The sequence below is a fragment of the Methylobacterium sp. CM6246 genome, assembly GCF_054818005.1.
Genome location: NZ_JBTXKY010000001.1, coordinates 2,946,508 through 2,969,211, shown reverse-complemented (window position 1 = coordinate 2,969,211; position 22,704 = coordinate 2,946,508). Strand labels below are relative to the sequence as shown.

Sequence of the window (22,704 nt, the reverse complement as noted above, 5' to 3'; positions counted from 1 at the left end):
ATCCAGCGGCGCCTCAGGCGCCGCTGGTCGGGAAGGTGAGGTCGCGCGGGGAAGCCAGCGGATGCCAGTCGTCTACGACCGGTGTGGCGGGCGCCGCCGGACGGCCCTGCATCGGGCAGCGCCATTCGTCGCCGACGACGCGGCCGCTGTACTGGCGCGCCTCCGAGGACTCGCCGTGACGCGCCAGCATCGGATTGAGGCTGCCGGCCAGGGCCTCGTCGCGCTCCAGGATCGAGGCGCGGAGCTTCTCGTAGCGGCCCTCGGCCCGCAGCCGCTCGAACTGGGCGTGCAGGTTGAACACCAGAACCGGCGAGGAGAACCGCCGCGCCGGCCGGCTCGCGTTCGGATGCAGGCCGACCACGAAGAACGCCTCGCCGCCGAAGCTCAACGAGAAGTGCGGGTTGTCCGGATCGTCCGCTACCCGGGCGTCGTGGGGCTGGCCGAGCCAGGCATCCTTGTCGGTCAGGGATTGCGCCCGCGCCCAGAGATTCTGCTCGAACGCTTCCTCTGACAGGTCGCCCGGCCCCTCGAACACCACCGCGAAGCTCTGGAACAGGTCGGGAGCCTCCCGGTAGCGCGCCACGAAGGCGAGCAGAGCCGGGTAGATGCGCATGTCGTCCCAGCCCGAGGTGATGTCCCGGGCCACGACGATCTTCATGCGCCCGCGCGACAGCGCCGACTTGGCGCCGACGCAGGGGAACGGGGGATTTCGAATGAAGTCGCGGAAGGCCTGGGCACGCGGATGCTCTTGGTCGTCGCGGGGAAACTGCATGCGCTCCGTAGCCCGTATCTGCGCAGGTCCGCCCCGGAGGGGGCAACCGCTGGTCGGGACTCGGGCAACTGCGGTTTCAGGTCACTGTTCCCGCCTGCGACAGGTCGTCCGGGGAGAAGGTGAATCGAAAGCCGTCACGCGAAGGATCGAGGACGGTGTTCGAAAGAACTGTCGCAATGTTCGCCTACGGCACAAACATAGATTAAGGTCGGATAGACTCGCTCCACCCCCGCGCGAATGTTGCGGGACTCGTGCCGTGACTTCTCCGCATGGTCTGCCGGCCCGATCCAGATCGGGGCCCGTCTGGCTCGTCTTTCCCATCCTCGCCCGCGTCCTGAGGCGACGGACCGAGACTCGGATGGCTTACGCCTGAGGATCTGGGGGCGGGTTGGAGGGGCGCTGATCTAGAGCGGACGCGTGCCTGTCGGACGCCGTGCATGTCGGGCAAGCCGACCCGGCCCTGCGGGAGAGCCGGGTCGGCATGGCGTCCTCAGGCAGGCCGCCGAAGTCGCCCCGGGCTCGGCGGCGCGCTGCGGCTCCGGACGCGGTTGGTCCTAATGGTCGTGGTTGCAGCCCGGACCGTGCACGTGCCCCGGATGCGCATGGTCATGCGTCCCGGCCTGGTCGTGCGCGTGAGGGTCGTGATCAGGACCATGGCCGTGCCCCTGATCATGCGCGTGCCCGTGATCATGCGCATGTGCGTGATCGTCGGCGTGCGCGTGGGTGTGCCCGTCGGTGTGCCCGTGGGCGTGTTCGTGGGCGTGTTCGTGATCATGCCCGTGGTCGTGATGGTCATGCCCGTGATCGTGCCCGCAGGTGCTGTGGTCGTGCGCGGCATGCTCGGGCCGGAACGGACGCGAGACCGGGCTCGCGGTGCAGCCCTGCCCGCGCACCAGCTCGGCATTGGCCGGCGAGGCCGGGACGTAGAGCACGTCCGCGGCGATCTCGGCGGGGACGTGGTTGCCGCCGAGCTGCCAGGCCAGCCGGGTCAGCCGGGCCGGGTTCCCGGCGCGCACCTCCAGCAGCGCCTCCGCGGCGGCCCGCACCGCGACGAGGCGGCCGTCCTCCAGGCGCAGGGCGTCGCCGTCCTCCAGCGCCGCCGCCTTGGCGAGCGCCACCTCGAACCCGAGGCCGCCCTCCGCGACGATGGATCCGGAGGCCGCCGCCCGGCCCGCGTGGTCGAGGCTCACCGTGTCGACGACGCGGTCGGGGCGAACCGCGGCCCGGCGGACGATCGTGGTGGCTCTCGACATGGGACCCTCGGGGATGGCGCCGCGGCGCCCCGGCCGGAGCGCCGCCTCAGGCCGGTGGCATAGGGCGAGACGGGAAGCGGGCGCAACTCCGGCCGCCGCCGGTGGGAGGCGCCGGCGCGGCATTCGGGACCCGCGCGCGATCGACGGCTCCGGGCAGGGAACCTTAGCCGTAGGGAGCGCATTGCTTTACTGCTAAGCTCACCGCGATCCGCCACGACGACGGCCGGACCGGATGCACAAGGGAGATCAGGGGACCATGAAGAAGCTGACCGCAGCCGCCCTCGCCACCATCGCAGCCCTGTCGCTGGGCGCCTGCAACACGCCGGAGGACCGGGCTCTCGGCGGTGCCGGCCTCGGCGCGCTCACCGGCGCGGCCATCGGCGCTGCCGCCACGGGCCGCGCTGGCGGCGCCCTGGCGGGTGCCGCGATCGGCGGCGCCGGCGGCGCCATCGTGGGCGCCTCCACGGCGCCGCGCTGCCCCTACGGCACCTACCGGGACGCCTACGGCAACATCTACTGCCGCTAAAGCCGGGGGGCCGGGCGCGTCCCGGCCCTTCCGCACCGCCCGAGGAGCGGTTATCCCGGCCTTGGCCGGGGCGTCCCCGGTGCCGGACCTGAAGCCGCCGACCATGACCGCATCGCGTCCGCGTTTCCCCTCGGGAACGCCCAGTCCATGAGCCAGGGGGCCAAGCTCCAAGGCCCCTGGGGCAAGCTCGGCGGTGCCGGGCTCGGCCTCGCCGTGGGCGGTCCGCTCGGGGCGCTGATCGGCGGCGTCGCGGGCCACTTCCTGGTCGACCGGATCGGCGCGCCCTTCGGCCCGACGCCGCGCGACGTGGTGTTCACCACCGGACTGGTGGCGCTGGCGGCCAAGATGGCCAAGTCCGACGGCGTCGTGCTGCCCTCCGAGGTCGAGGCGTTCGGCCGGGTCGTCCGCGTCGACGAATCCGCGCGGTCCGGCGTCGAGCGGCTGTTCGACCTGGCCAAAAAGACCACGAACGGCTTCGAAGCCTACGCGCGTCAGCTCGCGACGACCTTCGGTGACGAGCCGGCCCTTCTCGAGGACGTGCTCGACGGCCTGTTCCAGATCGCGGGCGCCGACGGCGCGCTGCACGAGGCCGAGGAGCGCTACCTGCGCGCCGTCTCGGAGATCTTCGGTTTTGACGATGCCGCCTTCCGGCGGATCGCGGCCCGGCACGTGCGGCTGCCGGACGATCCCTACGCGGTCCTCGGCCTCGACTCGGAGGCCGACGAGGCCACCGTCAAGGCCCGTCACCGGGCGCTGGTCGCCGAGCATCATCCCGACCGCGCGCTGGCCCGGGGCCTGCCCGCCGAGGCCGTGACCATCGCGACCCGGCGGCTCGCCGCCATCAACGCCGCCTACGACCGGATCGTGCAGGAGCGCGGAGCGCGGTGAGCCTCGATCCGGACAGCCCCCTCGCCCGCCGCGTGGCGCCCTCGCCGAACCACGGCGAGCGCCGCGGAGCGAAGCCCGACATGCTGCTCCTGCACTATACCGGCATGGCGGGCGGCGCCGCCGCGCTGGCACGGCTGCGGGACCCGCTGAGCGAGGTCTCGGCCCACTACCTCGTGTTCGAGGATGGCGGCATCGTCCAGATGGTGCCGGAGGCTCGGCGCGCCTGGCACGCGGGCCGGGGTGCCTGGAAGGGCGTGACCGACCTGAATTCCCGCTCGGTCGGGATCGAGATCGTTCATCCGGGCCATGCCGGCGGGCTGCCGCCCTACCCGGAGGTGCAGATCGACGCCGTGATCGCTCTGGCCCTGGACATCCTGGGGCGCTGGCCGATCCCGCCGGAGCGGGTGCTCGGCCATTCCGACATCGCCCCGGAGCGCAAGGAGGATCCGGGCGAGACCTTTCCGTGGGATCGCCTCGCGGCGGCCGGCATCGGCCACCGGGTGCCGCCGGCCCGCCTCCGGGATGGGCGGTTCTTCGCGCAGGGCGATGCCGGCCAGCCCGTGGAGGCGCTGCAGGCGATGTTCGCCCTCTACGGCTACGACGTGGCGGTGACCGGGACGTTCGATGCGCGCACGCATGCGGTCGTCACGGCCTTCCAGCGCCATTTCCGCCAGGAGCGCGTGGACGGCGTGGCCGACGCCTCGACCATCACCACCCTGCGCGACCTGATCGCCGCGCTACCAGCCTAGCACGGGGAAATCCCGGGCTTCCAAAGAGCTCGGCCCTTTGGCGCGGTGTCGGGGCGGAGCCCCGATGAACCAGGGCCCCGCCCTGGTCCCGCACAAGGTCCCGGACCTTTTGAAACCAGGACTTCAGGCCCGATGGGCCGGCGCCTCGTGGCCGTGGGCCGGGCCGGAGACCGCCGGGGCCGGCGCGTCGGTGCGGGTGCGCCACAGGCTGTAGAGCACGCCGATCGTCAGCAGCGACAGGGTCACCACCAGGGACACCCACGGCTGGACGTGGATCAGCCCGAACGTGTCGGCGATGACGATCTTGGCGCCGATGAAGATCAGGATGAAGGCGAGCGCGGTCTTGAGATAGGCGAACCGGTCGACCATCGCGGCGAGGGCGAAGTAGAGGGCGCGCAGTCCCAGGATCGCGAAGATGTTGGAGGTGTAGACCACGAACGTGTCGGTGGTGATCGCGAAGATCGCCGGCACGCTGTCGACCGCGAAGATCACGTCGGCGCCGTTGACCAGCACCAGCGCCAGGGCGAGCGGGGTGAACCACAGGGCCTTCTTGCCGGTGGCCGGGTCCGGCCGGCGCACCGCGAAGTGCTGGCCGTGCAGCTCGGGCGTGACCCGGAAGGTCTTCTTGATCCAGCGCACGATGGCGCTGTTCTGGAAGTCGCCCTCTTCCTCGGGGCCCGAGAACAGGATCTTGAGGCCGGCGAAGATCAGGAAGGCGGCAAACAGCGACAGCACCCAGTGGACCTGGTGCACCAGCGCCGCGCCGAGCCCGATCATCAGGCCGCGCAACAGCACGGCGGCCAGGATGCCCCAGAGCAGGACCCGGTGCTGGGCGGCGCGCGGGATGCCGAGGGCGGCCAGGATCATGGCGATGACGAAGACGTTGTCCATCGACAGCGACTTCTCGACCACGAGGCCGGTGACGTATTCCTCGCCCGCCTGCGGCCCGAGATACCACCAGATCCAGCCGCCGAAGGCGAGCCCGAGCGCGAGGTAGAAGCCGGTCAGCAGCAGGCTCTCGCGGACCCCGATCTCGTGGTCCTTGTCCCGGTGCAGCAGCCCGAGATCGAAGGCGAGCAGACAGGCGATCAGGACGTGGAAGCCGAGCCACATCCACAACGGCTTGCCGAGCCATTCGACGGTTAGAACGTCCATCATGTGCGGGACCTGATGCTGATTCCGGAAGGAAAGCATCGGCTCCGACATCACGGGCGCTGAAAAGCGCCCGCCAGAGGGGCCCGCAGCCGATAGGGGCGAGTTAAGCGGGCGAACCGGGCGAATCAAGGGCACGGTGGCGGCGCGCGGGTGACTCGCGCGTCGGACCGCGTCCGCGGCCGGTGCTCAGGCCTCCCCGGAGAGCTTCATCAGCACCAGGCCCGAGACGATCAGCGCCGCCGCGGCGATCCGCAACGGGCTCGCGCTCTCGCCGAGCATCAGGATGCCGAGCAGGAAGGCGCCCACCGCCCCGATGCCGGTCCAGACCGTGTAGGCGGTGCCCAGCGGCAGGCTGCGCATCGCGAAGGCCAGCAGGACGAAGCTGCCGAGCGCGGCCGCCACCGTCACGGCGCTCGGGATGGGCTGGGTGAAGCCGTCCGAGCGCTTCATCGCGTAGGCCCAGACCACCTCCAGCAGGCCGGCCGCGAGCAGGATCAGCCAAGCCAAGGTCGTGTCCTCATGTCGGGGTGTCGGCGGCCGGCGCTGCGCCGGGCTTTGCCGCGGGACGTTCACCGAGCGGGCGCTCCTCCATGTAGGCGAGGAACCCGAGGGCCGCCACCAGGCCGACGCAGGCGGCCAGGAACACGGAGCGGAAGGTCTCGGCCAGATGCGCGGGATCGCCGCCGCGGATCAGGCTTTCCACGTCGTGCCCGGTCCCGGCGGCCCCCCCGAGCACGATCGTCCCGAAGGCGGCCACGATCAGGGCGCCGCCGAGCGAGCGGAAGAAGTTCATCGCTGCCGTGGCGATGCCGAGCTGGTGCGGCTCCACGGCGTTCTGGATCGCGATGGTGGAGAGCGGCAGGATCGTCCCGATCCCCATGGAGAGCAGCGCCAGCATCACCTCCATCAGCCAGAACGGCAGCGCCCGTCCCTCCAGGGCGATGATGGCGCAGCAGGCGATGCTGACGCTCATCATGGCCAGCGGCACGCGCTTGTAGTGCCGGAACAGCAGCATCGACCGGCCCGACAGCGTCGCCCCGGTGACGGTGCCGACCATCAGGGGCACCAGGGCCACGCCGGATTCGCTGGCGGTGAGCCCGAGCACGCCTTCGAGGAAGATCGGCACGTAGATGGTCAGGCCGATGAAGGTGCCCATGGCAAAGCAGGCCGACAGCGTGGCGCTGTAGACCACCCGGTCCTTCAGCACCTGCGTGGGGATCAGCGGCTCGGCTGCCGTGGCGAGCCGGGCCGCGAAGCCGCACCCGAGCACGGCCGCAACGGCGAGCAGGCCGAGCACCGGCGCGGAGCCCCAAGGGTAGCGCACGCCGCCCCAGCTCAGGGCCAGCATCAGGGTGGTCGAGCTCAGCACCAGCAGGATGGCGCCGGGATAATCCAGCGTGTGGCGGCGCTCGTTGCGCGGCAGCAGCTTCAGCTTGGCGTTGGTCAGCGCGAAGGCGAGGAAGCCGATCGGCAGGTTGATCCAGAAGATCAGCGACCAGTGCAGGTGCTGGGCGAAGAAGCCCCCGAGCAGGGGCCCCGCCACCGAGGCCGCCACGAACACGCCCGCGATCACCACCTGGTAGCGCGCCCGCTCCTTGGGCGCCATGATGTCGGCCAGGATGGTCTGCGACAGGGCGATCAGCCCGCCGCCGCCGATGCCCTGGAGGCCCCGGGCCAGCGCCAGGGTCACCATGGTGGGCGCCACCGCGCAGGCGAGCGACCCGAGCACGAAGGTCGCGATGGCGATCAGCAGCATGATCCGCCGGCCGTGGATGTCGGAGAGCTTGCCGTAGAGCGGCGTGACCGCCGTGGAGGCGAGCAGGTAGGCGGTGACGATCCAGGGCAGGTTGGCGGCGTCGCCGAGATCGAGCCCGATGGTCGGCATCGCGGTCGCCACGATGGTCTGATCGAGGGCCGCGAGCAGCATCGCGGTCATCAGGCCGAAGACGATCGACCGGATCTCGAGCGGGCTGAGGCGGCCTTTCGAGGGCACGGCGGGGGCCGGCGTGGACGGATCGGTCGCGGTGACGGCGGTGGAGAGCGTCACGGGCGGGAAGCCTCTTCTGGGTTTGCGCCGGATCGGCAGGCTGGACGGGAACGAGGCTGCAGCATCACGGTTGCGCGCAGAGGACGGCATTAACGTCGGGCCGCGCCGGATCCTACGCGTTCCGCGGTCGTCTGCCGTGTGCGTGACACGGGGTGAATTGCCCGCAGGCGGTGCCCCACGGATAATGTGCGGATTGCCGACATCATCTACCGGGCCGCGCGGGCGACGGACGCGCAGACCATCGCTGCAATCCACGTAGCGAGTTGGCGCGATGCCTATTGGTCGATCCTCGATCCCGCGTTTCTGGCCGAGCCCGTCGAGGAGGATCGCCTTTCGCACTGGCTCGGAAAGCTCGACACGCCGGCCTTGAATTTCATGGTCGAGATCGCCTCGACGTCCGATGAAGGACTTGTCGGCTTCGTAGCGACGCATCGTGATCTTGATCGGCGATGGGGCAGCTTGGTCGATAACCTGCACGTCCGTCCAGAGATGCGGGGCAGGAAGATCGGGGAGGCACTGCTGCGCTCGGCTGCGCGAAAGCTCGCCGCCCAGCAGGCGGGAAATGGCCTGTACCTATGGGTTTTCGAGGCCAATGAGGCTGCGCTTCGCTTCTATGAGCGTATGGGCGGCCAGGTTGTCGAACAAGCCATCTCGCAGATCCCGGCCGCGAACGGCAGGACAATTCTGCGGGTCCATTGGCCGACACTGTCGGATTTGTGTTAGAATCTGTTGTTCGATCTTTCCCATCCTCCCCCCCCCCCTCATCCTGAGGCGCCGGAGCGCAGCGGAGGCCTCGAAGGAGCCCTCCAGCCAGCTGCGCGATCCCTGGAGGGCTCCTTCGAGGCGGCTGCGCCGCACCTCAGGATGAGGGGGGAGTGTGGGATCTCCGCCAACCGGAACCGTCACGCGACGGGAACCGGGCGGACAAACAGGCTGTCGGGGAGCCGCATCGTCGCAGAACGGCGCCGGGTAAGGCGGTCCGGCCCCTGAGACGCCGCCGACATCGGCCACATCTTGACAGGTGCGGGCAGCCTGCCGCTCTCCAGGCGGATGCCGGACGACATCAACGATATCGCCATCGTGGGCGGCGGGCCGGCCGGGCTGGCCGCGGCCGAGGTGCTGGCGCAGGCCGGCCGCGCGGTCACGGTGTACGACCGGATGCCCTCTGTCGCCCGCAAGCTGCTGATCGCCGGGCGCGGCGGCCTCAACCTCACCCACAGCGAGCCGCGCGCGGCCTTCCTGGCCCGCTACCATCCCGCCGGCCACCTGGACGCCGCCATCGCGGCGTTTCCCCCGGAGGCCCTGCGAGACTGGTGCGCGGATCTCGGCGAGCCGACCTTCGTGGGATCGAGCGGGCGGGTGTTTCCGACGAGCTTCAAGGCGTCGCCGCTGCTCCGGGCCTGGCTGGCGCGGCTCGACCGGCTCGGGGTCCGGATCCGCACCCGACACCGGCTCACGGCGATCGGTGAGGCACTTGCCTTCGCGACGCCGGACGGGCCGGTCGAGATCCGGCCCCGGGCTGCCCTGCTGGCGCTCGGCGGGGCGAGCTGGCCGCGGCTCGGCTCTGACGGGCTCTGGGTGCCGCTTCTCGAGGGGCTCGGCGTGGACGTCGCGCCCCTGGAGCCGGCCAATGCGGGTTTTGCCGTGGCGTGGTCCGCCCTGTTCCGCGAGCGGTTTTCCGGGGCGCCGCTCAAGCGGGTGGCGCTCGCCTGCGACGGCGTTGCGGTCCGGGGCGAGGCCGTGATCACGGCCGCCGGGATCGAGGGCGGGGCGATCTACGCCCTGTCGCGGCCCCTGCGGACGGCGATCGCCGGGCGGGGCCGTGCCCGGCTCACCGTCGATCTGCGCCCCGACCTGACCGGGACGGATCTCGCCCGCCGCCTCGCCGGCGCCCGGCCGGGGGACTCGACCGCGACCCGCCTGCGCAAGGCCGCGGGGCTCTCGCCGGTGGCCGCGGGTCTCCTGCGCGAGGCGGCCGGCCAAAACCTTCCCGGCGAGCCCAAGGCGCTCGCCGGGCTGATCAAGGCCGCCCCCCTCGACCTCACCGGCTCGGCCCCGATCGAGCGGGCGATCTCGACGGCGGGCGGGGTCCGGCTCGACGCCCTCGACGGCCGCGCCATGCTGCGCGCCCGTCCCGGCCTGTTCCTGGCCGGCGAGATGCTCGACTGGGAGGCGCCGACCGGCGGCTACCTGCTCCAGGGCGCCTTCGCGGGCGGACGGGCCGCCGCCGCCGGGATGCTCGACTGGCTGCGCCAGAGCGGCGGCTAGGGCGCCCGTCGCGGCTAGGACGCTCGTCGCCGAAGGGGATACCGGCTCACCGCCGGGTGCAGAACCCGACGATCCCCGAGGCGTCCGCCGGGCAGGTGGCGCCCTCCCCGTCATAGACGGGGGTGCCGCCCTTGAGGCAGTGGGCGGTGACCAGCATCTCATCGGCCGCGCAGGTGACGGTGCAGCCGCCCGCGCAGTCGGACTTGCGCACGGCCCGCAGGGCGGATGCGCCGGTCTCGCCCCTGGACTCTGCCCCGCCGGCCGGGCCGGGCTCGCCCTTGATGCCCGGCTCGCCCTTCGGTCCTGGATCGCCCTTCGGTCCCGGATCGCCCTTTGCGCCCGGAATTCCCGCAGCACCCGGCTCACCCTTCTCGCCAGGCTCTCCCTTGCTGCCCGGTTCACCCTTGCTGCCCGGTTCACCCTTGCTGCCCGAGTCGCCCTTGCTGCCCGGTTCACCCTTCGGGCCGGTCTCGCCCTTCGGACCAGGCTCCCCGGTCGGACCCGCGGCGCCCTGGGGGCCGGGCGGGCCCGGCGGGCCTTCGGCGGCGCAGTTCGCGACGACCGCCTCGCGCTCGTCCGGGTCGGCCTTGAGGGTCACCACGCAGGTCGGCGGCCGGTAGGGGACCCGGAACGCGAAGCGCCCGCGCCGATCGGCCTGGATCGAGATGTCGTCGTCCAGGACCACGATCGCCCCCGGCTTGCGCACCGAGCCCGAGATCCGCAGGTCGCCGGCCTCGATCCGGGCGTCGTAGACCATGATCGGCTGGCTCGGGACCGGCGCGTGCCGGGGGCGCGGCTTGGCCTGGCGCGGGGGCGCCTCGGAGGATGGGGCGGGGCCGGGGTCGGGCGGCTGCTGGGCGAGGGCCGCTCCTGAGAGGGCGAGCAGGATCGTCAAGGCGAGGGCTGGGCGCATGCTCGGACCGTGTCGGCCGCGTCTGGCGCGGCAGACGACTGTGGTCTCGGCTCGCGGGCTCGGTCAACCGTGGCTTTGGTCGCGGGCGGGGCGGCTGATTCCACAGGCGTCCACAATCATCCACAGGCCAAGCTGCTGGCCCCGCGTCCGATTCAGGTGACCCGCTGAAACGGTTTGAACATGTTCCTGTTATGTTCTTATCGTCCGGCATGATCGGAGCACGCGGAGATGGGGCTGGACCCTGCGAACCAGACCGGGCGGGATCCCGCGCCGGGCAGCCCCCGGGAGCGGCTGGCGGCGCTGCGGGCGCGCCTGTCCGCGTCGGCCGGTCCGGCAGCCCCGCCGTCGGTCCTGTCCCTGGATCTGCCGGCGATCGACGCGCACCTGCCCGGCGGCGGTCTGGCCCTCGGGCCGCCGCACGAGATCGCCCCGGCCGAGCCTGCGGACGCGATCGCGGCCCTGAGCTTCGCCCTGGCGCTCTGTGCCGCCCGGCTCGCCCGCACGCAAGGCGCGGCGCTGATCGCCGCCGCCCCGAACCAGCCGTTGCTCCACGGGCCCGGCCTGGCCGGCCTCGGCCTGGATCCGGCCCGGCTGCTCCTGCTGGAAGCGGGCGGCGACGCGGAGGTGTTCCGCGCGCTCGAGGCGGCGCTCCACGCCCGCACCTTGTCGGCGCTCGTCGGCCTGGTCCAGGACGGCCTGCCGCTGAAGCCGGGCCGGCGCCTGCAGCTCGCCGCCGAAGGGGGCACGGAGGGCGACGGGCCGCCGCTCGTGCTGATCCTGCGGCCCGCCGAGGCCGGGCTGCCCAACGGCGCCGCCACCCGGTGGCGGATCGCCTCGGCTCCGGCCGCCCGGGACCGGTTCGGCACCCTCGACAACCCGCGCTGGCGGGCGCGCCTCGATCGCTGCCGCAACGGCCGGGGCGGCGACTGGCTTCTGGAGTGGGACCATGCCGCGCATCGTCTGCGTCTGCCTGAGCCATTGGCCCGTGACGCGGTTGCGGCGGGCCGGTCTCGCGCTTGACCGGGGCCCGCTCGCGGTGGCGGCCGAGGGGCCCGGCGGCCTGCGGCTCCTCGCCCTCGACCCGGAGGCGGGTGCCCTCGGCTTGAGGCCCGGCGAACTCCTGGGCCGGGTCCGGGCGCGGATCGGCGTGCCGCTCCAGGTCTACCCCGCCGATCCCGAAGCCGACCGGGCGGCGCTGCTGCGGCTCTGCCGCTGGGCGGAGGGCTACGCCCCCGGGGTGGCGCCGCTCGGGCCGGCCGAGGCCGCGGACGGGTTTTACGTGGACGTCGCCGGGGCGAGCCACCTGCGCGGGGGCGAGGGCCCCCTCGTGGACGACCTCGCCGGGCGCCTCGCCCGGTCGAAGATTCCCGCCCGGATCGCGCTGGCCGACACCCCCGGCGGCGCCTTCGCTGTGGCCCGCTTCGGCGCCGCCGACCGGGTGGTCGTACCCCCCGGCGAGGCCGCCCGGGCCCTCGGGGGGCTGCCCGTGGAGGCCCTGCGCCTCGATCCCGGCACGGTCTCGGGCCTGAGGCGGCTCGGCCTGCGCCGGGTCGGCGAGATCGACGCCCTCGCCCGGGGGCCGCTGGCCCGCCGCTTCGGCGAGGCCCTGCTGCTGCGCCTCGACCAGGCGATGGGCCGCCGGCCCGAACCCCTGGCGCCGCTCACCGAGGAGGCCGCGTACCGGGCCGCCCGGGGCTTCCTCGACCCGATCGGCCGGCAGTCGGACATCGTCGTCACCGCCCGGCTGCTGATGGCGGAGATCGCCCCCCGGCTGGAGCGCGACGGGGTCGGCGCCTGCGCCCTGCGCCTCGTCCTGCACCGGGTCGACGGGGTCACGCGCGCCCTCGATCTCGGCCTGTCCCGGCCCGAGCGCTGTCCCGAGCGCGTCGCCACCCTGGTCTCCCTGCGCCTCGACCGCCTCGGGGCGGCTCTCGACGCCGGCTTCGGCTTCGAGACCGTGGCGCTCACCGTCACGGTGACCGGGCCGATGACGGCCCGCCAGACGGATCTCGGGGCGTCGCCCCAGGGGGACGGGATCGGAGTCCTGGCCGACGCCCTGGCGCAGAGGCTCGGCCGGCCGCTCCTGCGCCTCGGGGCGCGGGCGAGCCACCTCCCGGAGCGCGCCGGCCACACCCTCCCGTGGACTGCAGACCCGACGCCCTGGCCGGACCACCTCCCGCCCCGGCCCCTGGTGCTGTTCCCCCGGGGCGAGGCCGCCCTCGACGTGCTGTCCACGGTGCCCGAGGGACCGCCCCGGCGCTTCCGCTGGCGCGCCCGGATCCACGCGATCGTCCATGCCGAGGGGCCGGAGCGGATCGCGGCCGAGTGGTGGCACACGCCCGGCGCGCCCGCCGCCGGCAGGGATGCCGACGCGGCGAACGGGGGCGCCTCCGGCCAGGCCCGGGACTATTACCGGGTCGAGTGCGCGGCCGGCCGAAGGCTGTGGCTGTACCGGGACGGGCCGCACGCCCCCGGCCGCCCGGCCGCCTGGTTCGTCCACGGGGTGTTCCCATGAGCGATCCCGCCTACGCCGAACTCGCCCTGACCACGAACTTCTCGTTTTTACGCGGCGCCTCGCATCCGCAGGAATACGTCGTGCAAGGCGCAGCCTACGGGCTCGCCGCGATCGGGGTCGCCGACCGCAACACCGTGGCCGGGGTGGTGCGGGCCCATGCGGCGGCCCAGGCCCTCGCGGCGGAGGGCGTGGCGATCCGCGTCCTGCCGGGCGTGCGCCTCGTCACCGAGGACGGGTTCGAGGCCGTGACATATCCGGTGGACCGGCAGGCCTGGGGCCGCCTCTGCCGGTTGCTCACCCAGGGCAACCGGCGCAGCCGCAAGGGCGCGTGCCAGTTCTCCTTCGCCGAGATGCTGGAGGCCGCCGAGGGACAGATGTTCATCGCGATCCCGCCGGGCCGGCGCCCGCGGCCCCCGGACGGCTTCCTCGGGCGGCTCGAGGCCCTGGCCGCCGCCGCGCCGGGCCGGACCTGGCTCGGGGCGAGCCATGCGCGGCGGGGCGACGAGCGCCGCCGTCTCGGCCTCCTGGCCGAGCTGGGGGAGACCTACGGGGCGCCCATGGTCGCGATCTCGGATGCGCTCTACCACCATCCCGACCGGCGCCCGCTCCAGGACGTGGTGGCCTGCATCCGCGAACGCTGCCGGATCGGGGAGGCCGGCTATCGGCTGGAGGCCAACGCCGAGCGCCACCTGAAGCCGCCCTCCGAGATCGCCCGGCTGTTCGCCGACCATCCGGAGGCGCTCGCCCGCACGGTCGAGATCGCGCAGGCCTGCACCTTCTGCCTGTCGCAGCTGCACTACGAGTATCCCGACGAGCCGGTGCCCCCCGGGCGCACGGCCCAGGAATACCTGGAGGAGAAGACCTGGGAGCGGGCGCGCTGGCGCTATGCCGGCGCCGTCCCGGACTCGGTCGGGGCCACGCTCGGCGAGGAGCTGCGGCTCATCGCCAAGCTGGACTACGCCCGCTACTTCCTGACCCTGTTCGACGTGGTCGAGTTCGCCCGGAGCCGGGGGATCCTGTGCCAGGGGCGCGGCTCGGCGGCCAATTCCGCCGTGTGCTTCTGCCTAGGCATCACCGCGGTGGACCCGTCCAAGCACCGGCTGCTGTTCGCCCGGTTCATCTCCGAGAACCGGGGCGAGCCCCCCGACATCGACGTCGATTTCGAGCACGAGCGGCGGGAGGAGGTGATCCAGCACCTCTACCACCGCTACGGGCGGGAGCGTGCCGCCCTCTGCGCCACGGTGATCCACTACCGTCCGCGCATGGCGATCCGGGAGGTCGGCAAGGTCTTGGGGCTCACCGAGGACGTGACCGCGGCGATCGCCGACACGGTCTGGGGCTCCTGGGGCAAGGACGTGCCGGACAAGCACGTGCGCGAGGCCGGCCTCGACCCCGACAACCCGGTGCTCCGGCAGGCGCTCGACCTCGCGCACCAGCTGATCGGCTTCCCTCGCCACCTGTCGCAGCATGTCGGCGGCTTCATCCTGACCCGCGGGCGCCTCGACGAGACCGTGCCGGTGGGCAACGGCGCCATGGCGGACCGCACCTTCATCGAGTGGGACAAGGACGACATCGACGCGATCGGCCTGATGAAGGTCGACGTGCTGGCGCTCGGCATGCTGACCTGCCTCAAGCGCGGCCTCGATTTTCTGGAGACGGACCACGGCGTCTTCTACGAGACCCTGGCCGACCTGCCCCGGGAGGATCCCGACACCTACGCGATGCTGGCGAAGGCCGATTCCGTCGGCGTGTTCCAGGTCGAGAGCCGGGCGCAGATGTCGATGCTGCCCCGCCTCAAGCCGAAGGAATTCTACGACCTCGTCGTCCAGGTGGCGATCGTGCGCCCGGGCCCGATCCAGGGCGACATGGTCCATCCCTACCTGCGCCGGCGGTCGGGGCAGGAGCCGGTGGTCTATCCGTCGCCCGACCCCGCCCACGGCGATGCGGACGAGCTGAAGGAAGTCCTGAAAAAAACCTACGGCGTGCCGCTGTTCCAGGAGCACGCGATGCAGATCGCCATCACGGCGGCGAGCTTCACCCCGGCCGAGGCCGACGGCCTGCGCCGGGCGATGGCGACGTTCCGGCATGTCGGCACGATCGGCGGCTTCGAGCAGAAGTTCGTGGGCGGGATGACCCGCCGCGGCTACCCGGCGGATTTCGCCCAGCGCTGCTTCGCGCAGATCAAGGGGTTTTCTACCTACGGTTTCCCGGAGAGCCACGCGGCGAGCTTCGCGCTCCTGGTCTACGCCTCGGCCTGGATGAAGTGCCGGCACCCGGACGTGTTCCTGGCCGCGATCCTCAACGCCCAGCCGATGGGCTTCTACCAGCCGGCCCAGCTGGTGCGGGACGCCCGCGCCCACGGGGTCGAGGTGCGGGGCGTCTGCGTCAACGCCAGCGCCTGGGACTGCACCCTGGAGCCGGCCGGGGATCCGAAGCTGCACGCGGTGCGTCTCGGCCTGCGCCAGGTGAACGGCCTGCCCGAGGCCGCGATGCACCGGCTCGTCCGGCTTCGCGCCAACGGCTATGCCAGCATCGAGGGCCTGCAGGCGGCCCTCGCCTTGCCGCGCAACGCCTTGGAGCGCCTGGCCGAGGCCGATGCGTTCCGGTCGCTCGGCCTCGATCGGCGCGCCGCCCTGTGGATGGTGCGGACCCTCGAGGGCACCTCGGCCCGGAGGGCGGCCAAGGCGGACGGCACCGAGCGGCGCGGCCACCTCCTCGACGCGCCGCTGCCGCTGTTCGCCTGGCACGCCGACGACGGCCTGTTCCGGCACGAGCCGAACGTGGACCTGCCCTCGCTGCCCCTGTCCGAGGCGGTGGCCGAGGATTACGCCGCCACCGGCCTGTCTCTGCAGGGGCACCCGGTCGCGTTCTTCCGGGGCCGGCTCGCCCGGATCGGCGCGATCCCGGCCCGGGCCCATCAGGATCCGGCCCTGCCCCAGGGCGCCCGGGTCACGGTGGCGGGCCTGGTGCTGATCCGCCAGCGGCCGGGCACCGCCAAGGGCGTGGTGTTCCTGACCCTGGAGGACGAGACCGGCATCGCCAACGTGATCATCTGGAAGACGGTGTTCGAGGCGAACCGCCGGGCCGCCATGCAGGCCCGCTTCCTCGCCGTGCGCGGCCGGGTGCAGCGGGCCGAGGGGGTGGTCCACTTGGTCGCCGAGGGATTTCGCGATCTGACGGAATCCCTGCGCGACCTGCGCGCCGCCGGGATGAAGCTGCCCCCCGAGACCACCGATTTCGGGGCGCCTCAGGACCGGCGGGCGTATCCGAGCCGGGATTTCCATTGAGCGTTCGACCGGGGACGCCCGCCGCGAACGCGTGCGCAGCGACGCGACCGAGCGGCGGATGACAGACGCTTGGCAGCGCCTGCCGGCGACCCGATCGAGGCGTACACGGTGCTCCTAGGATCTGCCGAAAAGCGGATAGGGGCCCCGATCAGCCTCGACCAAGTGGACCCGCATCGAGTTGTTCGAGGATCCGCGTCAGCGTCGCACGATTGTTTTTATCGTCTGCGTTTTCGAGCGCATCTTCCAACACGAGACGGATATCCTCGGCCTCGACTTTCTCCATGTCCCAGTTCGGGTAAAGACGCTCTCGTTCTTCTTCGCTCTGGCTCAGCGAAACGATGTCGTGATGCCGCTTGTCGCGATGCAAAATCGCGATCAGGTTCTGGATCTTGGCGGCCGGCCCCTCGATCCACTGGAAGAAGACGCCGCTGCCGAAAACCAGCACCCCGGTGATGCCGTGTTCGAAATTGTTGCGCTGGGCCGTCTCGACGATGCGGCAGACTTCGGCGTCGTCAACGCCCTCGGCGGCACGACTGCAATAGACAAAATGGTAGAGTTTGGGCAGCGCAGCTTCGTCTAACTCGACGCCGCGCGGGATGCCGTATTCGTCGAACATGAGTAAGCTCGCTTGATGTGTGACACTGTAATCAAGCCGCGACCTCAATCGGACCCGCGCCCGCATATGCGGGGCGGCGCCGGTCCAATCCGGTCGAGACTCATACGTTGCGGATCGCTCAGCGGTTCATGAGTCGCGAAGCGCGTCGCCGCGTTCGGCCGCAAGCCGCTCGAAGACTTTCAATGCTTGCACAGGAGTGGCCCGGTCTATCGCGCCGTTCGCGACTTCAGCTTGTGACCACATCCAAGATCGGGCCGGATCGTCACGCATGGCCCAGCGCGGGAATAATCGGTCCGTCACAGTGTGATAGGACAATCGCCTGATCTCCAAATGCCGGTCGTCCCGCAAGATCCGAGCATAGGTGTCATCCAGCGCTTCGGCCGAGCCCTCCAACAACTGCATGTAGACATCGGCCCTACAGATGAGGGCGCCAGTGATCCCATCTCGCGCGTTGCATCGCCGCGATTGCGATAGGATGCCGTTGAGCATCGCTTGGTCAAACCCAAAGGGGCGTGAGGCATAGATGAGCTGAACGACAGACATGGCTGCTGGATCCTATCGGGCCGTCGGATTGGTTCGGATCGGTAGAGAGATCTACGTTCGGTCGTTCACAGGCTCGAAGGCGGATGTGAGCAATCTCTGCGCGAGCAGAACCGCGGTGGGTGCATCGACCGCCGAGGCATCGGCGCCGACCCGTTCGACGTATTCGGGATGCTCCAGGAAGACGGGTCCCCCGACCATGACGCCGATCGAGGGGTTGAGCGACGCCCGTCGTACCGCCTGGATCGAGGCGGCGAGTTGATCGAGATGGCTCTCCCGGCTCAGCGTCAGACCCACGACGCCGAACCGCTCCGAAGCGACGAGATCGGCGATCTCCTGGGGGCTGGAGGCAAGCCCGCTATCCGCATGCCAGCCGGCCTTCCGCATGAACTGTTCGACGATGGCCAAGCCGAAGGTGTGAAGTTCGCCCGGTGCTCCCATCAGGAGGATGCGGCGCCCGCTATCGTAGGGCGCGACGCCTCCGTCCGTGCGGAACGTGGCCAACAGGAACTGGAGTTGGGCGAGGCCGGCCGTGACCTCGATGAAGTCGCACAGATCGTCGTCCCACATGCGCCCCAGCAGGGCCGCCGAAGGTGCCAACAGGTCGAGGAACAGGTCGTCGACGGAATATCCCTTGGCCGTCAGGGCGGTGAAGGCGTCCATGAGGGCCGTGACGTCGTGCCCGAGGATCAGGTCCGTGAAGCCCGCGACCGTTTCCGCTTCCAGCTTCGGCAGGACGTCCGACCGGACCTCCCTCTCGCCGCGATCGACCAGCATCATCCGCGGGATGATGTCCGTCTGAACGATGCGGCCAAGCGCTAGGGTTCGGTGCCGTGCCTCGTCGACGGATCTTCGTCGTGCATAATCCTCCCGGGCATACGCCGCTTCGGCGATCCCCTCCGTGATCAGATCGGCCCACTCTCGGTGGGTTGATCCCTGATCCAGCATTGCCTCCTCCCCATGGTCCGGGGTTGGCATCCCCGTTTGTTATTGACCGTCGTCGGCGAGTACGGGGCGTAGGAGAGACGCAAATGCGCGCGTTGTAAAGGAGACGACTCTCCTACCGCGCTCGCCCGATATCAGCAGTTTACGGCGGGCAGAGAAGTACAGCCGTCAGGCGGGAGATACAGGTCTTCGAACGTCCGCCCCTCGTCGACCGCAGCCTCGGGCGGACCGACTGCTCCCCAGCCGTTACGGACGGCACCAAACGTCGGATCCCGTCTCGGCGCATGAAGACGCAGACCCATCGACCGCCACGCTGCCTCTTGACAATGTTCCTATTTTGTGCTCATTAGCCGTCACCTGTCCTTCGGCGGTGTGGGGGTGACTCCACGGCGCTCCTCGGGGGTCCGTCCGGTGGCTGACCGGCGGGCTCGGGGGATGGGGCGATGCCCGCGTCGGTGGCTCTCAGCCGCCATCGCCCCGGGCGGCGTGCCGATGCAGGGCGTGTCTCGGATGCGGGCGTGAAGATCGGGCGGTAGTCTGCCCGGCGGGGTGCGGAAATGCCCCCGCGGCGACCCGGATCTGGGCGTGACCCTCAGAAACCTGCGGACCCGCCCACTACGAGGCGGATGTCGGGTGGAAGGCCACGGCGGTGATGCGGGTTCCGGGGGCGTCTCGGCTGCGATTGCGGCTTGGGCGCCATGGGCAGTGACCGCTAACACGGAGTCGCGGGGATCGGGGCGTCGCACAGACATCGCGACGAGACAGACGGCACCGGCCGGGGACCATGCCCGGCCGATGCCGCGGGTCGCCGCGGGGATTGGATCCCGCGCGTAACTTGGCCGACACCTGGGTTCCCGCGGCGTCCCGCGTCCAGCGTGCTGAATCTTCTTGGGCCATGCCCCCGGCGCACCAGGCGCGCGGGGACGATGAGGCCTGTCGGGCGGTCGCGTGGCCGGCGCGCCCGCAAAACCGGACCGGGGCCCACCCGTGCGGCATCCTGTCTGGTCGATTCCAGAATCAAAGTGAGACTGGGCTGAACCCAATCTTCTGATTGGCCGTTGAGCGTTCGGCACTGCGACCGCGCAGGCCCAGCCGATTGCCGGAGGTCACGAACGCCGGGCATGAAAGAGTCGATTCGATGGAACAGCCCGACGCTTGGCATCTGACGGACCGGCTCGATGCCGAACACGGCAAGGGCGATCCGTTCGCCGCCGCGGTCCGTGCCACGCGGATGGCGATGATCGTGACCAATCCGCGCCTGCCCGACAACCCGATCGTCTTCGCCAACGACGCGTTCCTGCGGATGAGCGGCTATGACCGCCAGGATGTGCTCGGCCGCAACTGCCGCTTCCTCCAGGGGCCCGACACCGACCGGGGCGCCGTGGCGCTGATCCGGGAGGCCGTGGCGGCCCAGCGCGACATCGCGATCGACGTCCTGAACTATCGCAAGGACGGGGCGCCGTTCTGGAACGCCCTGTATCTCAGCCCCGTCGCCAACGAGGCCGGCGAGGTGCTGTTCTTCTTCGCCTCGCAGCTCGACGTCACCGATCGCGTCGACGCGCACCTGCAGGTGCAGAAGGAGAAGGACCATTTCGAGGCCGAGGTCGCCCGCCGGACCCGCGACCTCACCGAGGCCCTGGCCACGCAGACCATGCTGGTCCACGAGGTCGATCATCGGGTCAAGAACAACCTCCAGATGATCGCGGCCCTCCTGGCCATGCAGACGCGGGCGATCACCGATCCCGCCGCCCGCGCCGCGATGGAATCCATGCTGACCCGGGTGGAGGCCCTCGGCACGGTCCACCGCAGGCTCTACCAGTCCAACAACGTCGAGCGGTTCGACGTGGCCGAGTTCGCCCGCGACCTCGCCACCGACCTGATCCGCGGTTCCGGGACCGACCGGATCCGCCTGCACCTGGATCTGGAAACCGTGGAGATCCCGGTGACAAAGGCCCCGCCGGTGGCGCTGATGATGAACGAGCTGATCACCAACGCCCTCAAGCACGCCTTCCCGGACCACCGCGCCGGCCGGCTCTCCGTGACGGTGGCGCCGGACGACCGCCACTTCACCATCAAGATCGCCGACGACGGCGTCGGCATGCCCGTGCAGGTCATGGAGCAGCGCTCGTTCGGCAAGCGGCTGATCGGCACCCTCTGCCGCCAGCTCAATGCCAGCATCGCCTGGCAGGCGAACGACCCGGGCACGATCGTCAACGTTCGCCTGCCCCGCGAATTGGCTACCGGTCCGGAGGCCAGATGAGCGAGCCGATGCGGATCCTCGTCGTCGAGGACGAGGCCCTGATCCTGATGCAGATCGAGATGATGCTGGAGGAGGCCGGCTATCGCGTCGTGGGCACCGCCATGACGGCGGCAGAGGCGATCGCCCTCGTCCACGAAACCCGGCCCGAACTGGTGCTGATCGACCTGCGCCTCGGCGATGATTCCTCGGGCGTGGACGTGGCGCACGCGGTGCGCGCCATCGGCGGCATCACGGCCGCCTTCATGACCGCCAACGCCCGGGCCCTCTCGGACGATCTGGAGGGCGCCACGGCGGTGATCGCCAAGCCGTTCACCGGAGCGGTCCTGGAGGAATCCCTGGCCTACCTCGAGGATTGCGTCCGCCGGCCGCCGCCGGCCGAGCTGGTGCCGACCGGGATGCGCCTCGCCCCGGCCCTGCTCAAGAGCTTCGCCCAGATGCGGCAGTGAACGCCGCCCTCGACACCTCCGGCCCGGCGCGTAGAGTGCCGGCCATGTCAAGCTTCCGCGTCGCCCGCCCGCTCCTGGCCACATTCCTCGCGGCCCTGGCCGGCCTGCCCCTCGCCGCCCGGGCGGAGCCGTGTGACGACCTCGCCCAGCAGATCGCCGGGGCGATCGGCGGCAAGGTCGGCAAGCGCGCCGGGCCGAGCATCGACATCCGCCTGGCCGGTCCGATCAAGTTCGACGTGACCTGCCGGGCCGAGCCGATCGTGCAGGCGACCTCCGCGGAGCCCGCTCCCTCGGCGGCCTTCTTCCGCGACCTCGCGGCGGCCTCGGAGATCCTGGTCGGCGAGCCGGCCGCGCGGGTCGAGCCGATCATCGCCGACGCCTACCGGACCGCCCTGTCGGACCGCCGCAAGTCGTTCATCCAGCAGAACGGCTGGTCCGCCTCCTGCTACACCGATCCCGGCAGCAGCGCGATGCGCACCCTGTGCTCGGTGGGGCGCATCCCGCCGCGCTGATCAATACTCGATCACGTCCTCAAGCGCGTAATGCTTCACGGTCTTCCGGTTGGCGATCAGCTCGTCCACGGTCGGCTCGCCCTTGAGGGCCCGGGCGATGGCGAGCTTCGTCGCCTCGTAGTTGGTGCGGTACAGGTCCTTGCGGTCGAGGTTGTCGTCCTCCGCGCAGCGCGGGTCGAGCCAGATCATGATGATCATGCACAGCTCGTCGAGACCGTCCTTGGGCAGCACGCCCTCGATGATGCAATCCACGATCGCGTCGCCGGTGGCGGCCTGGACGACGCCGCCGAGCAGCTCGACATACTCGGCCGTGTGGATCGTCGCCTTGGTGGTCATCATCGTGGCGGGGCGCACGAGCTGGTTGAGGTCGCGCACCACGAACATCCGGGTGTGGCCCTGGACCTGCCCCATCATCGACGCGAAGGCCTGACCCACCGGTCCCCGTACCGAGCCGATCAGCACCTCGGGCATGGCGTCGGTGTACTGCCCGTCGGCGGCCAGGACGGTGGCCTCGCCGGTGCGGAACCAGATCTCTTGCATGTTTCGCGACTCCCCGTGTCAGGTCGCCCGGGGGAGACATCATCGAGGCGCCGGCGTCAATCGCTCCGGAGCAGGCCGACCCCGTCGAGGGCGCCGACCCCGGCGATCGCCACGGTCGGGCCGGCGCTCTTGAGGAACTCGGATCCGCGGGGCAGGGAAGTCGGGTGCGGCGCGACGCGGGAACAGTCCCGGGCCAGGGCCGTTCCGGCCGGAGCCTGCGGCGTTGTCTCGGGTCCGGCAGCCGGGAGGGATGTCATGACGGAGAGCACGGATCGGGGGGGCGGCTGGAGCCTCCAGGCGAGCGCCATGCCGGACGGGGTACGGCTCGAACTCGCCCTCGCCGACCTCGGCGGCGGCCCGGTCACCGCGGCGATCGTGCTGGACCGGGCGGAGGCCCGAGCCTTCGCCCGCGCCCTGCTGGCGGCGGCCGGCGATGCGGCCGAGCGCACCTTCCCCAAGCCGGGCGCCTGAC

General features: G+C 71.2%; 23 protein-coding genes. 12 read left to right on the top strand and 11 right to left on the bottom strand.

Features of this window, described 5'->3' with window-relative positions; all coding sequences use genetic code 11:
• Positions 1–13: 13 nt before the first annotated feature.
• Together gntA and ACYQPG_RS14600 are read right to left on the bottom strand one after the other, a co-directional pair.
• A complete protein-coding gene (gntA, locus tag ACYQPG_RS14605) occupies positions 14–772 on the bottom strand; it encodes a guanitoxin biosynthesis heme-dependent pre-guanitoxin N-hydroxylase GntA (protein WP_147938940.1) in 759 nt (252 codons plus the stop codon).
• A 554-nt stretch (positions 773–1,326) separates the two neighbouring features.
• Positions 1,327–2,025, bottom strand: coding sequence for an urease accessory protein UreE (locus tag ACYQPG_RS14600; protein ID WP_461231178.1), 699 nt, complete (start codon positions 2,023–2,025; stop codon positions 1,327–1,329).
• Between the two features lie 256 nt (positions 2,026–2,281).
• Between ACYQPG_RS14600 and ACYQPG_RS14595 the strand changes: the two genes are divergently transcribed.
• From ACYQPG_RS14595 to ACYQPG_RS14585, 3 genes are all read left to right on the top strand, one after another.
• Positions 2,282–2,551: a hypothetical protein gene (locus tag ACYQPG_RS14595; RefSeq protein ID WP_007560631.1), complete on the top strand. Its 270-nt coding sequence runs from the start codon at positions 2,282–2,284 to the stop codon at positions 2,549–2,551.
• 147 nt (positions 2,552–2,698) lie between these two features.
• Positions 2,699–3,439 carry a TerB family tellurite resistance protein gene (locus ACYQPG_RS14590; protein WP_147910813.1) on the top strand — a complete coding sequence of 247 codons (741 nt, stop codon included), beginning with the start codon at positions 2,699–2,701 and terminating at the stop codon, positions 3,437–3,439.
• Positions 3,436–4,188, top strand: a complete 753-nt coding sequence (locus ACYQPG_RS14585; protein ID WP_419829695.1) for an N-acetylmuramoyl-L-alanine amidase — start codon at positions 3,436–3,438, stop codon at positions 4,186–4,188. Before ACYQPG_RS14590 ends, ACYQPG_RS14585 begins: the two co-directional genes overlap by 4 nt.
• 123 nt (positions 4,189–4,311) lie before the next feature.
• Here the strand turns inward: ACYQPG_RS14585 and ACYQPG_RS14580 are convergent, their stop codons facing one another.
• The 3 genes from ACYQPG_RS14580 to ACYQPG_RS14570 all read right to left on the bottom strand — a co-directional run bounded on the left by ACYQPG_RS14580 (position 4,312) and on the right by ACYQPG_RS14570 (position 7,279).
• Positions 4,312–5,346, bottom strand: a complete 1,035-nt coding sequence (locus tag ACYQPG_RS14580) for a TerC family protein (RefSeq protein ID WP_147910815.1) — start codon at positions 5,344–5,346, stop codon at positions 4,312–4,314.
• Positions 5,347–5,529: 183 nt separating this feature from the next.
• The gene (sugE, locus tag ACYQPG_RS14575) at positions 5,530–5,850 is read right to left on the bottom strand and encodes a quaternary ammonium compound efflux SMR transporter SugE (RefSeq protein ID WP_147910816.1); all 321 of its coding nucleotides are present in this window, start codon (positions 5,848–5,850) and stop codon (positions 5,530–5,532) included.
• A gap of 10 nt (positions 5,851–5,860) precedes the next feature.
• On the bottom strand, positions 5,861–7,279 hold the full coding sequence (locus ACYQPG_RS14570) for an MDR family MFS transporter (RefSeq protein WP_246692494.1): 1,419 nt from the start codon (positions 7,277–7,279) through the stop codon (positions 5,861–5,863).
• A 297-nt stretch (positions 7,280–7,576) separates the two neighbouring features.
• Between ACYQPG_RS14570 and ACYQPG_RS14565 the strand changes: the two genes are divergently transcribed.
• Together ACYQPG_RS14565 and ACYQPG_RS14560 are read left to right on the top strand one after the other, a co-directional pair.
• On the top strand, positions 7,577–8,113 hold the full coding sequence (locus tag ACYQPG_RS14565; protein ID WP_461231177.1) for a GNAT family N-acetyltransferase: 537 nt from the start codon (positions 7,577–7,579) through the stop codon (positions 8,111–8,113).
• A gap of 327 nt (positions 8,114–8,440) precedes the next feature.
• Positions 8,441–9,658, top strand: coding sequence for a TIGR03862 family flavoprotein (locus ACYQPG_RS14560; protein ID WP_147938980.1), 1,218 nt, complete (start codon positions 8,441–8,443; stop codon positions 9,656–9,658).
• A gap of 46 nt (positions 9,659–9,704) precedes the next feature.
• Here ACYQPG_RS14560 and ACYQPG_RS14555 read toward each other — a convergent pair whose 3' ends face one another.
• The gene (locus ACYQPG_RS14555) at positions 9,705–10,571 is read right to left on the bottom strand and encodes a collagen-like protein (RefSeq protein ID WP_461231176.1); all 867 of its coding nucleotides are present in this window, start codon (positions 10,569–10,571) and stop codon (positions 9,705–9,707) included.
• Positions 10,572–10,799: 228 nt separating this feature from the next.
• On the opposite strand from ACYQPG_RS14555, the gene ACYQPG_RS14550 reads away from it, so the two are divergent.
• From ACYQPG_RS14550 to ACYQPG_RS14540, 3 genes are read left to right on the top strand one after another with little or no spacing between them, the layout of a single operon-like run.
• On the top strand, positions 10,800–11,591 hold the full coding sequence (locus ACYQPG_RS14550) for an ImuA family protein (RefSeq protein ID WP_461231175.1): 792 nt from the start codon (positions 10,800–10,802) through the stop codon (positions 11,589–11,591).
• Positions 11,518–13,086, top strand: coding sequence for a Y-family DNA polymerase (locus ACYQPG_RS14545; protein WP_461231174.1), 1,569 nt, complete (start codon positions 11,518–11,520; stop codon positions 13,084–13,086). The genes ACYQPG_RS14550 and ACYQPG_RS14545 overlap by 74 nt, the downstream gene beginning before the upstream one ends.
• Positions 13,083–16,373 carry an error-prone DNA polymerase gene (locus ACYQPG_RS14540; RefSeq protein WP_461231173.1) on the top strand — a complete coding sequence of 1,097 codons (3,291 nt, stop codon included), beginning with the start codon at positions 13,083–13,085 and terminating at the stop codon, positions 16,371–16,373. The genes ACYQPG_RS14545 and ACYQPG_RS14540 overlap by 4 nt, the downstream gene beginning before the upstream one ends.
• A 148-nt stretch (positions 16,374–16,521) precedes the next feature.
• Here the strand turns inward: ACYQPG_RS14540 and ACYQPG_RS14535 are convergent, their stop codons facing one another.
• From ACYQPG_RS14535 to ACYQPG_RS14525, 3 genes are all read right to left on the bottom strand, one after another.
• Positions 16,522–16,989: a BLUF domain-containing protein gene (locus ACYQPG_RS14535; protein ID WP_147910606.1), complete on the bottom strand. Its 468-nt coding sequence runs from the start codon at positions 16,987–16,989 to the stop codon at positions 16,522–16,524.
• A 126-nt stretch (positions 16,990–17,115) separates the two neighbouring features.
• Positions 17,116–17,532, bottom strand: coding sequence for a BLUF domain-containing protein (locus tag ACYQPG_RS14530; RefSeq protein WP_147910605.1), 417 nt, complete (start codon positions 17,530–17,532; stop codon positions 17,116–17,118).
• A gap of 51 nt (positions 17,533–17,583) precedes the next feature.
• The gene (locus ACYQPG_RS14525) at positions 17,584–18,309 is read right to left on the bottom strand and encodes a cobalamin B12-binding domain-containing protein (RefSeq protein WP_461231172.1); all 726 of its coding nucleotides are present in this window, start codon (positions 18,307–18,309) and stop codon (positions 17,584–17,586) included.
• Positions 18,310–19,612: 1,303 nt separating this feature from the next.
• On the opposite strand from ACYQPG_RS14525, the gene ACYQPG_RS14520 reads away from it, so the two are divergent.
• From ACYQPG_RS14520 to ACYQPG_RS14510, 3 genes are read left to right on the top strand one after another with little or no spacing between them, the layout of a single operon-like run.
• Positions 19,613–20,734, top strand: coding sequence for a histidine kinase dimerization/phosphoacceptor domain -containing protein (locus tag ACYQPG_RS14520; RefSeq protein ID WP_147909323.1), 1,122 nt, complete (start codon positions 19,613–19,615; stop codon positions 20,732–20,734).
• Entirely contained in the window at positions 20,731–21,180 is a 450-nt protein-coding gene (locus ACYQPG_RS14515; protein WP_147909322.1) for a response regulator, read from the top strand. Before ACYQPG_RS14520 ends, ACYQPG_RS14515 begins: the two co-directional genes overlap by 4 nt.
• Before the next feature lie 44 nt (positions 21,181–21,224).
• Positions 21,225–21,692 carry a hypothetical protein gene (locus ACYQPG_RS14510; protein ID WP_147940487.1) on the top strand — a complete coding sequence of 156 codons (468 nt, stop codon included), beginning with the start codon at positions 21,225–21,227 and terminating at the stop codon, positions 21,690–21,692.
• On the opposite strand, the gene fae is transcribed toward ACYQPG_RS14510, so the two are convergent.
• On the bottom strand, positions 21,693–22,232 hold the full coding sequence (fae, locus tag ACYQPG_RS14505; RefSeq protein WP_147909320.1) for a formaldehyde-activating enzyme: 540 nt from the start codon (positions 22,230–22,232) through the stop codon (positions 21,693–21,695).
• 56 nt (positions 22,233–22,288) lie between these two features.
• Positions 22,289–22,489 carry a hypothetical protein gene (locus tag ACYQPG_RS14500; RefSeq protein WP_147909319.1) on the bottom strand — a complete coding sequence of 67 codons (201 nt, stop codon included), beginning with the start codon at positions 22,487–22,489 and terminating at the stop codon, positions 22,289–22,291.
• Between ACYQPG_RS14500 and ACYQPG_RS14495 the strand changes: the two genes are divergently transcribed.
• Complete coding sequence (locus ACYQPG_RS14495; protein ID WP_147909318.1) at positions 22,488–22,703, top strand: hypothetical protein; 216 nt, start codon at positions 22,488–22,490, stop codon at positions 22,701–22,703. The two genes, ACYQPG_RS14500 and ACYQPG_RS14495, sit on opposite strands and share 2 nt — an antisense overlap.
• Position 22,704: the final 1 nt, after the last annotated feature.

What these genes read in the sequence shown, in the direction of transcription:
- gntA (WP_147938940.1), bottom strand. Translation starts at nt 772, where the DNA reads ATGCAGTTTCCCCGCGACGACCAAGAGCATCCGCGTGCCCAGGCCTTC.
- ACYQPG_RS14600 (WP_461231178.1), bottom strand. Translation starts at nt 2,025, where the DNA reads ATGTCGAGAGCCACCACGATCGTCCGCCGGGCCGCGGTTCGCCCCGAC.
- ACYQPG_RS14595 (WP_007560631.1), top strand. Translation starts at nt 2,282, where the DNA reads ATGAAGAAGCTGACCGCAGCCGCCCTCGCCACCATCGCAGCCCTGTCG.
- ACYQPG_RS14590 (WP_147910813.1), top strand. Translation starts at nt 2,699, where the DNA reads ATGAGCCAGGGGGCCAAGCTCCAAGGCCCCTGGGGCAAGCTCGGCGGT.
- ACYQPG_RS14580 (WP_147910815.1), bottom strand. Translation starts at nt 5,346, where the DNA reads ATGATGGACGTTCTAACCGTCGAATGGCTCGGCAAGCCGTTGTGGATG.
- ACYQPG_RS14570 (WP_246692494.1), bottom strand. Translation starts at nt 7,279, where the DNA reads ATGACCGCGATGCTGCTCGCGGCCCTCGATCAGACCATCGTGGCGACC.
- ACYQPG_RS14560 (WP_147938980.1), top strand. Translation starts at nt 8,441, where the DNA reads ATGCCGGACGACATCAACGATATCGCCATCGTGGGCGGCGGGCCGGCC.
- ACYQPG_RS14555 (WP_461231176.1), bottom strand. Translation starts at nt 10,571, where the DNA reads ATGCGCCCAGCCCTCGCCTTGACGATCCTGCTCGCCCTCTCAGGAGCG.
- ACYQPG_RS14550 (WP_461231175.1), top strand. Translation starts at nt 10,800, where the DNA reads ATGGGGCTGGACCCTGCGAACCAGACCGGGCGGGATCCCGCGCCGGGC.
- ACYQPG_RS14545 (WP_461231174.1), top strand. Translation starts at nt 11,518, where the DNA reads ATGCCGCGCATCGTCTGCGTCTGCCTGAGCCATTGGCCCGTGACGCGG.
- ACYQPG_RS14540 (WP_461231173.1), top strand. Translation starts at nt 13,083, where the DNA reads ATGAGCGATCCCGCCTACGCCGAACTCGCCCTGACCACGAACTTCTCG.
- ACYQPG_RS14535 (WP_147910606.1), bottom strand. Translation starts at nt 16,989, where the DNA reads ATGTTCGACGAATACGGCATCCCGCGCGGCGTCGAGTTAGACGAAGCT.
- ACYQPG_RS14530 (WP_147910605.1), bottom strand. Translation starts at nt 17,532, where the DNA reads ATGTCTGTCGTTCAGCTCATCTATGCCTCACGCCCCTTTGGGTTTGAC.
- ACYQPG_RS14525 (WP_461231172.1), bottom strand. Translation starts at nt 18,309, where the DNA reads ATGATGCTGGTCGATCGCGGCGAGAGGGAGGTCCGGTCGGACGTCCTG.
- ACYQPG_RS14520 (WP_147909323.1), top strand. Translation starts at nt 19,613, where the DNA reads ATGGAACAGCCCGACGCTTGGCATCTGACGGACCGGCTCGATGCCGAA.
- ACYQPG_RS14515 (WP_147909322.1), top strand. Translation starts at nt 20,731, where the DNA reads ATGAGCGAGCCGATGCGGATCCTCGTCGTCGAGGACGAGGCCCTGATC.
- ACYQPG_RS14510 (WP_147940487.1), top strand. Translation starts at nt 21,225, where the DNA reads ATGTCAAGCTTCCGCGTCGCCCGCCCGCTCCTGGCCACATTCCTCGCG.
- fae (WP_147909320.1), bottom strand. Translation starts at nt 22,232, where the DNA reads ATGCAAGAGATCTGGTTCCGCACCGGCGAGGCCACCGTCCTGGCCGCC.
- ACYQPG_RS14495 (WP_147909318.1), top strand. Translation starts at nt 22,488, where the DNA reads ATGACGGAGAGCACGGATCGGGGGGGCGGCTGGAGCCTCCAGGCGAGC.
- ACYQPG_RS14500 (WP_147909319.1), bottom strand. Translation starts at nt 22,489, where the DNA reads ATGACATCCCTCCCGGCTGCCGGACCCGAGACAACGCCGCAGGCTCCG.